At 40.6% G+C, this 13082-nt stretch carries 11 protein-coding genes; 2 read left to right on the plus strand and 9 right to left on the minus strand.

Annotated elements, in window-relative coordinates; translation table 11 throughout:
• The first annotated feature begins 52 nt into the window (after positions 1 to 52).
• The gene (gene pilM, locus AC3ISE_RS17245; protein ID WP_489221918.1) at positions 53 to 2173 is read left to right on the plus strand and encodes a pilus assembly protein PilM; all 2121 of its coding nucleotides are present in this window, start codon (positions 53 to 55) and stop codon (positions 2171 to 2173) included.
• A gap of 933 nt (positions 2174 to 3106) precedes the next feature.
• On the opposite strand, the gene AC3ISE_RS17250 is transcribed toward pilM, so the two are convergent.
• From AC3ISE_RS17250 to AC3ISE_RS17265, 4 genes are all read right to left on the minus strand, one after another.
• Positions 3107 to 3715: an SAM-dependent methyltransferase gene (locus AC3ISE_RS17250; protein ID WP_489221919.1), complete on the minus strand. Its 609-nt coding sequence runs from the start codon at positions 3713 to 3715 to the stop codon at positions 3107 to 3109.
• 77 nt (positions 3716 to 3792) lie between these two features.
• Positions 3793 to 4119, minus strand: coding sequence for a bacillithiol system redox-active protein YtxJ (gene ytxJ / locus AC3ISE_RS17255; RefSeq protein WP_489221920.1), 327 nt, complete (start codon positions 4117 to 4119; stop codon positions 3793 to 3795).
• A 104-nt stretch (positions 4120 to 4223) separates the two neighbouring features.
• On the minus strand, positions 4224 to 4742 hold the full coding sequence (locus AC3ISE_RS17260; protein WP_309192333.1) for a YtxH domain-containing protein: 519 nt from the start codon (positions 4740 to 4742) through the stop codon (positions 4224 to 4226).
• 51 nt (positions 4743 to 4793) lie between these two features.
• A complete protein-coding gene (locus AC3ISE_RS17265; RefSeq protein WP_489221921.1) occupies positions 4794 to 5240 on the minus strand; it encodes a DUF948 domain-containing protein in 447 nt (148 codons plus the stop codon).
• A gap of 214 nt (positions 5241 to 5454) precedes the next feature.
• On the opposite strand from AC3ISE_RS17265, the gene AC3ISE_RS17270 reads away from it, so the two are divergent.
• Complete coding sequence (locus tag AC3ISE_RS17270; RefSeq protein ID WP_489221922.1) at positions 5455 to 6570, plus strand: aminopeptidase; 1116 nt, start codon at positions 5455 to 5457, stop codon at positions 6568 to 6570.
• 48 nt (positions 6571 to 6618) lie between these two features.
• Here the strand turns inward: AC3ISE_RS17270 and murC are convergent, their stop codons facing one another.
• The 5 genes from murC to AC3ISE_RS17295 form a co-directional block, all read right to left on the minus strand.
• A complete protein-coding gene (gene murC / locus AC3ISE_RS17275) occupies positions 6619 to 7917 on the minus strand; it encodes a UDP-N-acetylmuramate--L-alanine ligase (protein WP_489221923.1) in 1299 nt (432 codons plus the stop codon).
• 498 nt (positions 7918 to 8415) lie between these two features.
• Positions 8416 to 11118 (minus strand): DNA translocase FtsK, encoded by a 2703-nt coding sequence (locus AC3ISE_RS17280; protein ID WP_489221924.1) that lies wholly within the window; start codon positions 11116 to 11118, stop codon positions 8416 to 8418.
• A gap of 152 nt (positions 11119 to 11270) precedes the next feature.
• Positions 11271 to 11882, minus strand: a complete 612-nt coding sequence (gene ytpR / locus AC3ISE_RS17285) for a YtpR family tRNA-binding protein (protein ID WP_489221925.1) — start codon at positions 11880 to 11882, stop codon at positions 11271 to 11273.
• Positions 11883 to 11884: 2 nt separating this feature from the next.
• Positions 11885 to 12703: a DUF1444 domain-containing protein gene (locus tag AC3ISE_RS17290; protein ID WP_489221926.1), complete on the minus strand. Its 819-nt coding sequence runs from the start codon at positions 12701 to 12703 to the stop codon at positions 11885 to 11887.
• Between the two features lie 29 nt (positions 12704 to 12732).
• Entirely contained in the window at positions 12733 to 13050 is a 318-nt protein-coding gene (locus AC3ISE_RS17295; protein WP_489221927.1) for a thioredoxin family protein, read from the minus strand.
• Positions 13051 to 13082 lie beyond the last annotated feature (32 nt).

Raw genomic sequence — 13082 nt, forward strand, 5'->3', positions numbered from 1 at the left:
CTGTTTTATAGGATTTTTCAAGTTTTGAAGATTAATAAACGAGGTGCTCATTTTGGTAAAAGAGACTTACACATTTGCATTAGATATTGGCACCCGGTCGGTAGTTGGTTTGCTGTTATCCGAAAAAGACGGTGCCTATGAAGTCATTGATACGGTCATACAGGAACATGGAGAGCGCTCAATGCTCGATGGACAAATTCATGATGTCATCTCTGTTTCGAATGTGATTGCTTCTGTTAAAGAAAAGCTTGAAGAAAAACATGGAGCTCTTCGTGAAGTCTGTGTGGCTGCTGCGGGGAGGGCTCTAAAAACGGTACGGGCAGAAGCTCATATCAAAATAGAAGGCAAACCCATTATTCAGACAGAAACCGTCTTTCATCTTGAGCTGATGGCCGTTCAAGAAGCTCAGAAGCAGCTTGCCTTAAAAGAAAAAGCTATGCAGGAGTATGATTGTGTCGGCTATTCTGTGATTCATTACAGCCTTGATCATCAAAAGATTGGCAGTTTGGTAGATCAGCAGGGCAAGATTGCCTCTGCAGAAATCATTGCGACCTTTTTGCCTAAAGTTGTTGTAGAATCTCTCCTTGCTGCCTTAAATAGAGCAAATTTAGAAATGAAGGCTTTGACACTTGAGCCAATTGCGGCAATAAACGTGTTAATCCCGCCGTCGATGAGAAGATTAAATGTAGCACTGGTAGATATAGGGGCCGGTACATCCGATATTGCGATAACAAATGAGGGAACTGTTACTGCGTACGGAATGGTTCCAATCGCAGGAGATGAAATAACAGAAGCCATTTCTGATCAGTTCTTGTTGGATTTCCACGATGCGGAACAGGCAAAAAGAGAGCTGAATACATCTGAGAGCATCCTTGTGAAAGATATTTTAGGATTTGAAAATGAAATTTTAAAAGAAGAAGCGATTGCGCAGATTCACGATTCAATTGACAAACTGGCAAGTGCGATAAAAGAAGAAATTCATTCTTTAAACAAGAAGACTTCCCCAAAGGCAGTCATGCTGATTGGAGGAGGAAGTTTAACACCTGAGCTCCCTGAATTGATTGCCGAAAAACTGAACCTGCCATTAAACAGGGTTGCGATAAGAGGCATTGACGCCATCAAGCAGCTCAAGCTTGCCGGGCATTTAAAAAAAGGGCCAGAACTGGTTACCCCAATTGGAATCGCCATTTCCTCCAACCAGAATCCGATTCAGTATGTCTGCGTTAAAGTAAATGAACGCTCAGTCCGGCTGCTGCATATGAGAAAACTGACAGTTTCAGACAGTCTTCTCTCTTCCGGGATTCAGCTGAGCAACTATTATGGAAAACCTGGACTCGCATTTTTTGCCGATTTAAACGGACAATCAATAACAATTCCCGGCACATATGGAGAAGCACCTTTGCTTTTTAAAAACGGAAAAGTGTGTTCAGTTGAAGATGAAATTAATAATGGAGATGAAATCATCATTGAAAAAGGACAAGACGGCCGGTCACTCAGTGTCGCCCTTTCTGATTTGATTGATGCTGTTCCAGCCAAATCCATCCTGTTAAATGGAGAACGGGTTCAAATTGAAGCAAAACTTGCTTTAAATGGGAAGCCTGCCACTTTAACGGATATGGTAGCTGACAGGGACTCCATTACTTATTCGTTTCCTGATCAGATAAAAGACATTTTGCCAGGTGGAGCCTCTTTTGCGCCATTTCATCTTTTAGTGGACGGCAGCAGGGTGCAGCTTGATGCATTCTCTGGAAAAATTCTGATTAATAACGTTCCTGCTTTGCCATCCTCTCCATTTGAGGAATGGGATCAAATAACAGCTGTTCCAACGGAATCACCATCTATCAGCCAAGTCCTGTCTGAGCTTAAAATAGCAGCATATGATTCCCTGCAAGTTCTCTATAACAAGGAGCCCCTGACAATTAAGAAGATGAAGGCTGAAGTCTATAGAGACGAAAAGCTTCTTTCCTTAGAGGATAAAATCCACAATGGTGACCGCCTAACCATTAAGAAGCAGCCTCCAAGCTCATTTATTTTTCAGGATGTCTTCACTGCTGTCGACATAAAGATCCCCACTGAGGGAAGCAGAAAATTTCTCCTGTTAAAAAATGAAAAAGAAACAGCCTTTCACGAAGAATTGCTGCCTGGAGACAGATTAAGTATTAAATGGTTTTAGGAATAGCTGAACCGGCTGTTCAGCTCTGATAGGCATAGTGATAATAAAAAAATCTGCTTTGATTCCACTATCTCGTCGGATCTCGGCTTTTGTGGAATCATAGCACCTCTTTGATTCCACTATCTCGTCTGATCTCGGCTTTTGTGGAATTATAGTACCTCTTTGATTCCACTATCTCGTCTGTTCTCGTCATTTTTGGAATCATAGCACCTCTTTGATTCCACTATCTCGTCTGATCTCGGCTTTTGTGGAATCATAGCACCTCTTTGATTCCTCTATCTCCTCTGATCTCGGCCTTTGTGGAAGCATAGCACCTCTTTGATTCCTCTATCTCGTCTGTTCTCAGCATTTTTGGAATCATAGCACCTCTTTGATTCCACTATCTCGTCTGATCTCGGCTTTTGTGGAAGCATAGGACCTCTTTGATTCCACTATCTTGTCTGGTCTCGGGATTTGTGGAAGCATAGCACCTCTTTGATTCCACTATCTTGTCTGGTCGCGGCATTTTTTGAATCATAGCACCTCTTTGATTCCACTATCTCGTCTGATCTCTGCATTTGTGGAAGCATAGCACCTCTTTGATTCCACTATCTTGTCTGGTCTCGGCATTTTTTGAATCATAGCACCTCTTTGATTCCACTATCTCGTCGGATCTCTGCATTTGTGGAATCATAGTACTCCTTTGATTCCTCTATCTCGTCTGATCTCGGCATTTTTGGAATCATAGCACCTCTTTGATTCCACTATCATGTCTAATCTCAGCATTTTGGGAATCATAATACTCCTTTGATTCCACAATCTCGACTGATCTCAGCTTCTTTGGAATCATAATACGCCTTTGATTCCTCAATCCGACTGTTCTTGGATTTTTCGAATTCGAAACAGTTGTAAAATACTGGACATTCAAAATAGTACTCAATTCCATCCTTTTAATTAATATTCAAGTCTATAAATCAAAAATCGTTCAAACGGATTTCTGTCATGAAACCCAGGCAGAATGACTTCTTTTTTAAATTCAAAAGCAGTCTGGTTTTCTAAGAAATAAATATACTCTTCTGAACAATAGTACAAAATCAGCTCGATCTCCCGCCTTGCCTCTTCAACCGACTGAAGGATATTATTTATGACATTCATAAAAATTTCTTTTGAAAAAGGATTAAAGAAATAAAAACGATTATCTGCAGGATCTATTTTATACTCTTCGGCCAAACAGCAATAAAACTGGATTTGCCCTTTTCGGCTCTTGGCTTTTTTTACATAACGATCTCGATTTTGGATGGCTTCCTGATAGAATCCCTCGTTCATTTCGATCCCTTTGACAGCAGCATTGCTTAAATAATGAATATAGAAGTTCGTTCTGCCTTTTCCGCAGCCAAAGTCAACTACTTGATCACTGCTGTTCAGCTCATATTCATGAAACAATTTCTCCAGTGCCGCATATGGAGTCGGTTCATAACGGTGATAATGCATTGACTTGCCAAATCCTTTTTGACCCTCCTCAGTCTTTATATTTAATAATTGATCAAAAGAACGTTCATTCATTTTACATTTTCTCCTATCATGTCTCAGATCACATAAAAAAGGAACAGAGCTTTAAAGCCTCTGTCCCATCCTCTGCTTTATAAAACGTTTTTAGTTAATGAGTCTTTTGTGATTTTCCAATGCGACTCGTTCCATGCAATCTGTTTGTCTTTGAAAAGAAGAGCCTGCGGTGATTCGTGCTTCACACCGTAAGTTTCTGCAATATAATTTGAAAGCGGTCTTGCTTCCTGGACATTTAAGTAATAGGCATTCACCGAGTCATTTTCCTCAGCAAAAGTTTCGAATTGCTCGTAGGCTGCCTGTGCAATAGGACAAGTTAAGCTATTTTTGAAAAATAAAAAGGGTTTTCCGCTTTCAGCGATTTGCTGGAATTCTTCAACTGTATCAATCTTTGTTTTGGCCATCTTGTTCCATTCACTCCTAAATTTCATTGGTTCGTTTATTGTACATGATTTACTTCTAAAATAAAAACAATCGGCAAAGCTGTTAACTTTGCCGATTCGTTGTCTTATTTTTTTTCTGAAAATGCTTCTTTAGATTCTTCAATTTCTTTGTTTACTTGCTTTTTTAATTCTTCAGCATGCTGTGTAGATCCAGAAGCTTGATGTACTGTTTCGTTAACAGGGCTTTGAACGGAAGAGTTCAGCTGAGGATCATCACTTGATGCCTCAGGCGCTAAGTTAAGCTTTACATCTTCAGGATTGTTTTCAGATTGCTCCCCGTTTTGGTCTTTAGAGCTTTTCAGATCACGGACTTTATTCATGATTTGAGTAGATTGCTCTGATACAACCTGAGTTAAATTAGCTGACTTTTCTTTTGCAAGTGCTGCAAATTCATTGCTTTTCTCACGAGCATCATTTGTAATTTTTCCTGTTTTTTCTTTAACAATGACTGCCTGCTCACCAATGTTATCACGAAGTTCTTTACCAGATTTAGGTGCAAGGAATAATGCAGTAGTTGCTCCTACAATTCCTCCAATTAGCGTTCCGATAAGAAAATCTTTACTGTTGATTGAATCTTTACTCATGATAAATTCCTCCCTATTGCGATTCTTATTTTATATTTTTTTAAAACGAATTCATAAAGTTGGCTGTTTCTGCTGACGCTCATATTTCTGCTTCTTCAGCTTCCATTTTCCCCAGACATCCATTGCAACGTTGCTCCATTGTACAACCTGATTGATTTTATCTTGGTTTTTCTCAAGATTTGTACTTACTGATGCTGATACTTTCTGAACAGAATCATTAAAATTCTGAAGAGATGAACCAACACCCTGAACCGCGTAGACAACAGTGTTCAGCTTTTCTGATTTTTCCTGAATATCCTCTGCCAAAGCATTTGTCTTATGTAGCAGCTGAGTCGTTTCAAGCGTTATCCCCTGGATTTGATTCTCAAGACCTGCCAGTGTTCCGGCAACATTGTTTAAGGTTGAGGAAAGGGATTTTAACGTCTTAGACAGGAAAACGACCAGTACAGTGAATGCAATTGCAATTAGTGCAACAGCTAAATATAAAATAATTTCCAACTTCAGCACCTCCAATAAGCGATAGTAACTGTTTCCCTCTAGTGTTCAATTATAAACATAAAGATTTTTCATACAGCTAGTATTCTACAAAAAAAATGGGATTCCTTTTCTATTATGACCGTGTTTTTAAATTTTCAATAAATATTTTAAAATTTTTTATGACATCGGTTACAATAGACATGTATTACTTATTCGCATACCGGGAGGAAAACAAGTGAAAGACCCAAGAATTCAAACGCTCGCAAAGAACTTGATCAATTATTCAGTCAAGCTCCAAAAAGGAGAAAAGGTACTGATTGAAAACTTTGGCCTGCAAAGAGAATTAGTTACAGCGCTCGTCCATGAAGCATATGCTGCAGGGGGATATCCGTTTGTTTCTCTTAAAGATCAGCAGGTGGACCGTGCTCTCCTGCTCGGAGGACAGGAAGAACAGTTTGGCATGATGGCTGAGTTTGAAGCAAATGTCATGAGCAAAATGGATGCCTATATTGGCCTTCGTTCAGGAGACAACATCAACGAGCATGCTGATGTGCCTGATGCTCAAATGAAGCTGCAGGGCAGAACAATCGGCCAAAAGGTTCACCGTGATATTCGCGTTCCTAAAACAAGATGGGTTGTTTTACGTTATCCGAACTCATCAATGGCTCAGCTCGCAAAGATGAGTACCGAAGCATTTGAAGATTTTTATTTTGATGTGTGCAACCTCGATTACGGAAAAATGGACAAAGCTATGGACGCGCTTGCCGATTTAATGAATCAAACAGATGAAGTAAGAATTACAGGGCCGGGAACGGATTTGGTTTTCTCCATCAAAGACATTCCTGCTGTTAAATGTGCAGGGGAAATGAATATCCCTGACGGTGAGGTTTATACAGCTCCGGTTCGTGATTCTGTTAATGGAACGATTACATACAATACTCCGTCTCCATATAACGGCTTTACATTTGAAAATGTAAAGCTCACATTTAAAGACGGAAAAATTATTGAAGCTTCTGCTAATGATACAGAACGCATCAACAGCATTTTCGACACTGATGAAGGAGCAAGATATATCGGTGAATTTGCAATTGGCGTTAATCCTTACATTCAGCATCCGATGCAGGACATTCTTTTTGATGAAAAAATCGACGGCAGCTTCCACTTCACTCCAGGTCAGTGCTATGACGATGCTTTCAATGATAACCACTCTAACATTCATTGGGATATGGTAAACATTCAGCGCCCTGAATACGGGGGCGGAGAAATGTATTTTGACGGAGTGCTTATCCGAAAAGACGGCCGTTTTGTCATTGATGCGCTAGAAGGCTTGAATCCTGAAAACCTAAAATAAACACAAAAAAAGCATGTGGCGTTCTCGCCCATGCTTTTTTTGTGTTTATTATGCCAGAGCCTTTTCATAAGCCTGCTGGTATTTCTGAATGTCACCAGCTCCCATGAAAACGAGAACTCCATTTTCATGCTGCTTTAAGACGGCCGTTTCTTCTTCATCAATTAATGAGGCGCGATCGATTTTATCTTGCAGATCCTGAATCGACAGTTTCCCGATGTTTTCGCGTGCAGAACCGAATATGTCGCAAAGGTAGACCGTATCAGCTTTCTTCAGGCTGTCCGCGAATTCCTCTAAAAACGATTGTGTGCGTGTAAAGGTATGCGGCTGGAATACCGCAACGATTTCACGGTCCGGATATTTCTGTCTTGCAGCGTCGATCGTTGCTGTGATTTCAGTAGGATGATGCGCATAGTCATCAATGAGAACTTGATTGCCGATTTTCTTTTCATTAAAACGGCGCTTAACACCTTCAAATGTTTGAAGCTGTGCCTGAATCACTTCTGCATCAATCTCTTCGTAATGACAAAGTGCAATGACAGAAAGTGCGTTCAGTACACTGTGATCGCCGAAAGTCGGAATTTTAAAGGATGCATAAAAAGTATTTCGGACAAATACATCAAAACTTGTTCCATCAGTTGCTTTTACAACATTGCGTGCCTGAAAGTCATTTTCTTCACTGAAGCCGTAATAAACGACTGGCACGTTTGCCTGAATATGCTGAAGATGCTCATCATCACCGCAGGCAATAATGCCTTTTTTAATTTGCATAGCCATCTCTTGAAATGCTTTAAACACATCATCGATGCTGCTGAAGTAATCTGGATGATCGAAATCGATATTCGTCATGATTGCATAATCAGGATAATAGGACAAGAAGTGTCGGCGATATTCACATGCTTCAAAAACAAAGTATTCGCTTTGCTCCATCCCTCTTCCAGTTCCATCTCCAATTAAAAATGAAGTTGGCTTCGCTCCCTGAATAACGTGGGCAAGCAAGCCTGTGGTTGAGGTTTTTCCATGGGCACCTGTAATGCCGACACTTGTAAACTTCTCCATGAACTCGCCCAAGAACGTATGATAGCGAATAACCTGAAGTCCAAGGCTGTGTGCTTCCTCAATCTCAGGATGGGAATCAGGAAACGCATTTCCGGCTATGATCGTTAATCCTTCTTTGATATTATCTTTTGAAAATGGAAAAAGCGGAATACCGCGCTGTTCTAAAGCTTTTTGAGTAAAAATGGTTTTTTCAATATCAGATCCCTGAACTTCGTAGTTCATATCATGCAGAATCTGTGCAAGGGCGCTCATTCCAGTCCCTTTTATTCCAACGAAATGGTAAACAGTCATAAATAGAACCTCCAACAAACGTCTATCTGTTTGACATTATATGATTCTTATCCCAATTTGCAACCCAGGTTTAATTAGAATGCATAAGATAGCGGATATGTAGTATAGCTTACGATTTAACATTATAGCAGAACGCTATATAGATAACTATAAGAAAAGCGTCCGTCATAACTGACAAACAAACCAGGCATTTTTTATTTTTATTTATTAGGTGAATGTAACGGGCCGATTTATCCTGCCCAATGCATATTAAACGATATCCATGAACTTGGCAAGTGCGGAATAAAAAGGCATTATTTCCCTGTCCCTTTAAACATTACGGACAGCTGCTTCAAAATCTGTCTTCATTTACGCGGAAAATAGGGGAAACTGTTTAAAAACAGTTTTCCCTATTCCTGGTGATAATAACTTCTTAATATAAAAATTTCTATTTCGAAGAAGATTTACCATAAAATACACCTTTTGTATTTATATGATAATGGCAAACCAAGCTCTCCCTTACATTCCGCTTTCTTGAATGGTTTCAAGGTCCTGCTCTGAAATCAGGACTTCACGGGGTTTACTTCCTCTTGCTTCAGAAATAATTCCCTGCTTTTCCATCATATCCATAAGCCTTGCTGCACGGTTGTATCCGATTCTGAATCTTCTTTGCAGGCTCGATGTAGAAGCTCCTCCCTGATCTACCACATATTCACATGCTTCAAGCAGCAGTTCATCTTCTTCGCTTCCTATGCTGGACTTCTTCATCAGCTCTTCCTGTTCAAATAAAAAGACCGGCTTCATCTGTTTTTTCGCATGGCTGACGACACGTTCAATTTCTTCGTCAGATACAAAGTTCCCCTGAATGCGGACAGCTTTGGATGTGCCATTTTCTAAAAAGAGCATATCTCCTTTACCGAGCAATTTTTCTGCTCCGGCTGAGTCGATAATTGTCCGGGAGTCAACTTGAGATGAAACAGAAAAAGCAATTCTGGTCGGAATATTCGACTTGATTAATCCAGTGATGACATCAACGGATGGTCTTTGTGTAGCAACAATTAAATGTATTCCGCACGCTCTTGCCTTTTGAGCAATTCGGCAGATTGCTTCTTCTACGTCAGCAGGAGCTGCCATCATTAAATCAGCAAGCTCATCAATGACAATGACCAGATACGGCATGTGCTCACCGCTGTTATGTTTGGCAACAAGCTCATTATACCGGGAAATGTCCCTTGCTCCTGCATGTGCAAATAGCTCATACCGTCTTTCCATTTCTTCCACAGCCCATTTCAATGCTCCAGTTGCCGCTTTTACATCCGTAATGACCGGACTGACAAGATGGGGAACATTGTGATACGGGGCAAGCTCGACCATTTTAGGATCAATCAGAAGCAGCTTCACTTCATGAGGCGAAGCTTTGTAAAGCAAACTTACTAAGATGGTATTGATACACACGCTTTTGCCTGAACCCGTTGCTCCGGCAATTAATCCATGCGGCATTTTTTTCAGATCTGTCACAACAGCCTGTCCAGAAATATCAAGGCCCAGTGCCGCTGTCAGCGGAGACGGATTATTTCTGAACTCCGCGCTTCTTAGAATTTCGCGCAAATAGACCATCTTGCTGTGCCTGTTCGGCACTTCTATTCCAATTCTGTTTTTACCCGGAATAGGAGCTTCTATGCGAATATCTTTAGCTGATAAGCTAAGTTTGATATCATCTGTTAAATTGGTAATCTTATTTACTTTCACTCCAGGTTCAGGCTGGACTTCAAGACGGGTAACCGCTGGACCCTGTGTGACATGAACAACTCTTGCTTTCACATTGAAATTCTCAAGGGTCACATTCAGCAATTCTGTTTGTTCCCGCAGCCAATCCACATCATCCACATATTCCTTAGGCGGAATGTTCAAAAGCTGCAATGAGGGGAAAAGATAGGATGATCCAGAATTTGAAGATTTCTCGGACTTTTGAATTTTTTGTTTATCTCTTCCAAACATCATGACATTAAAGGGAACGGTTGATCTGCGTGAATCATTTTCTTTCCCTGCTTCTGAAGGCTGTTCGTGCGTTAATTCAGCTGCATTTTTCTCTGGTTCATCAACTAACTCTTTTTCCTCTTCTTTATCATCATTTATCTCTTCAATAGCGTCCGTCTGAAAGCTTAGCTCATTAATTCTTTCCGTTATAATGGCGGCTTCTGGAGTTCCTTCCGGCTCATCAACTGGCATCCATTCGGTCTGGGTTTGCTTTTCTTCGGTTCCAATAATACTCTCGAAGGGTTCCTCTTCTGTCTTTACAATTGGCGGCTGAACTTGTTCTGTCAGGACCAATTCGGTTTCATCAGAAGCTGCCGCTATTTCTCTATTTTCATACGGAAGAGACTGTACTTCTTTTTTATAGGTTTGAAATGATGAAAGAATGCTTATTTCTTCTTGATCGTCCTCAGATGCAAAAGAAAGAAGCTGGGTATCTTTATTCAGTCCTTCATACGGAACGCTGATTTCTGGAATCATTTCAGGTACAGGCTCCGCTGCTTCTGTACTTAAAATCACCTGCTCATCTTTTCTCGGAATTTCACGCACGGGCGGTACAGGAATTTCCGCTGCTTCACGCTCTCTCATCCTCGCAGCTTCTCTTTTCAAAAGCTCGGACCGTTTATGTTCATTTAATTTTGACATAACGGATTCAGTAGATTGCGCTGCCTGCTGAAAGCTTTTAAATAAACTTGAAACCGGCTCGCCGCCGCTTTGATTGGCTTCATTTCTTGGACTGATTCGATACTCCAGGGGCTCTTGGTTATCTCTTGGCCTGAAGCCGTAAATTGGCGAAGGAATTTCAGTTGGGTGAAATGGCCTCTTTGAATCTGATTTTGTCTTCATTCTGGCTGATTTACCCGGAGTACGCCCTGTGCTGCTTACATTCTGAGGCTTCGTCCTTTCAGTCTTTGCACTTTCCGGACTTTTCCTTCTCGGTTCTGAACGGTTTTTTTGATGATCAGGAATCATCGGAAATTTAAAATTGCCTTTAGGATATTGATAGGCTACTTTTGTTTCTACATTTTTCACATTTGAAGGCTGCGTTTTTGGCGGTACAGGTGCTCTATGTACAGGCTGCTGCTGTTGTTCTGGAATTTGCCTTTTTTCAGCTGATGTTTTTTCCAGGTGCTTGTCTGTCTCTGTTTCACCGGCAAAATAATTGATCATTTTTGAAAACCAACTCATAAAAACCACTCTTTCAAAGGTTTCGTCTTATTTACTATTGTAACAGTTAATCCTATCTTTTAAAGATGAAAAAAGCCACTAGAAAATTCCCTAGTGACTTTTTAACTTTTAAATAGAGTATTCGCTTAAGAAAATGGGTTTATGGGAGTCCGTCATTTTTTTAAAAAATCGGCCCCGATTTCATAATGATCGTCTAAAACTAATATCCCTTTTTCCTGTGGTGCATCCGGCAGATCTAATTCCTTTGCAGAGCAGATCATTCCGCTTGAAGGAACGCCTCTGAGCTCAGCATCCTTAATCACGAGACCGCTTGGCATGATTGCTCCAACTTTAGCCACGACAACCTTTTGTCCGCTGTCGACATTGGGTGCACCGCACACAATTTGAAGTTTTTCACTGCCGGTGTTAACTTGGCATACGCTCAATTTATCGGCGTTTGGATGTTTTTCTTTTGTTTCAACCAAACCAACTACAAATTTCGGGGAAAGATCAGCATGCAGCTGTTCCTCAAAGCCATTTTGATGCAGGCTGGCATTCAAATCATTTAGCAGATTCTCAGTCAATTCAACAACGCCGCCGCTGCTCTCGATTACAAAATAAGTAGATGCATTGAAGAGGTTGTATCCGGCCGTTTCTCCTGAAACATTGTTGAATATCCGGACTGCATCTCCCTTCTTTTCAAATGCTCTATTTTCTTCTGACACTTTAGTCATTGAAATCAGCAGGGTATCCCCTACACCTTCTTTGTTATAAAATACGCGCATTATTATTTACCTTCCTCTTCCTTTTTTGCCCGGTTCTTTGCAAGAATAAAGATTGGCTCCAGCTCGCGGTTTTCATATAGAAAAGACAGTGCTGTAATAGGCACCCTTCCGCTTGCAAAAAAGCTCATAGCCATCTGGCCTAAAATATCATAACCTGTATCATTTCTGATGTCCGCAATTATCAGAACATCCTGATGCGGCACTGCAATGGCCATCGCTCCCTCCATTTTTTCTTGGAACGAATCAAGGATGGTATCATTAAGCAGACGGCTCGCATCATAGCCATCATTCGCATTTAAAAAGTAGAAGACATTTCCTGCAACATGATCTTCTTTTACACTGGTCTGCAGCGACCTGAGATTGAACCTTGCCATTTCTTTCATTTTGCTGAACGTCCAGTTCTCTCTTTCCATCATTTTCACATCTATCAAACGATAGGAATTTCCAAGGTCCAGCGCATAATAGATTCTCGTTTCAGCTGTATGTTCTTCATGAATCAGCTGAACGCCGTCAGAGGATTCTACAGGAAAGGACGTTGATCTGATAACAGGGAAAATCCCTTTTTCTTTACCTGTCAGTTCCTGTTCAACATTCATAACTGTCAATGCTTCTTCGATGTAATAAATTAATTCATCAACAGCCGCGTCTTTATTCTCTTCCCATTTAGCTATAATGCCGGGAAGAGATATCGTCATTCCTTTTTTAGTCGTATCATCTTCGACACGCAATTGATCCTTTTCTCGATCAAAATGGCTTGTCCAATCTTTATGTTTTAGACGCTCTTTGATTGTCTCTGCCATTTTTCTTGAAGTCATTTTCATGTTTCATTCCGCTCCCTGCCGAAACTGTTTTATGAAGATAATCCGTCTATAAATTCCTGAATCTGCTCTTTCGTTTTACGGTCCTTGTTCACATAACGGCCTGTTTCCTGTCCTTTGCTGAATCCGACAAAACTCGGAATGCCAAATACATTTAATTCAGCGCAAAGATCAATAAACTGATCCCTGTCTACATAATAAAAAGTGAATTTGTCATTTGCAGCCTGAAGCTCCGGCAAAAACGGGTCAATAAAACGGCAATCGGGGCACCAGTCAGCTGAAAACATAAGAATCACATTTTCTTTTTGAATTAATTCGTTATATTGAGCCATTGATTGTAATTTTTCCATGTTAAAACCTCCAGTAATATCGTTTCCAATTC

It is taken from the genome of Metabacillus sp. KH_069 (assembly GCF_057838075.1).

Bases quoted from the DNA above. Each gene is read 5' to 3' on its own strand.
- AC3ISE_RS17280 (WP_489221924.1), bottom strand. From the start codon at position 11,118: ATGAGTTGGTTTTCAAAAATGATCAATTATTTTGCCGGTGAAACAGAG.
- AC3ISE_RS17290 (WP_489221926.1), bottom strand. From the start codon at position 12,703: ATGAAAATGACTTCAAGAAAAATGGCAGAGACAATCAAAGAGCGTCTA.
- AC3ISE_RS17295 (WP_489221927.1), bottom strand. From the start codon at position 13,050: ATGGAAAAATTACAATCAATGGCTCAATATAACGAATTAATTCAAAAA.
- ytpR (WP_489221925.1), bottom strand. From the start codon at position 11,882: ATGCGCGTATTTTATAACAAAGAAGGTGTAGGGGATACCCTGCTGATT.
- AC3ISE_RS17260 (WP_309192333.1), bottom strand. From the start codon at position 4,742: ATGAGTAAAGATTCAATCAACAGTAAAGATTTTCTTATCGGAACGCTA.
- ytxJ (WP_489221920.1), bottom strand. From the start codon at position 4,119: ATGGCCAAAACAAAGATTGATACAGTTGAAGAATTCCAGCAAATCGCT.
- AC3ISE_RS17250 (WP_489221919.1), bottom strand. From the start codon at position 3,715: ATGAATGAACGTTCTTTTGATCAATTATTAAATATAAAGACTGAGGAG.
- murC (WP_489221923.1), bottom strand. From the start codon at position 7,917: ATGACTGTTTACCATTTCGTTGGAATAAAAGGGACTGGAATGAGCGCC.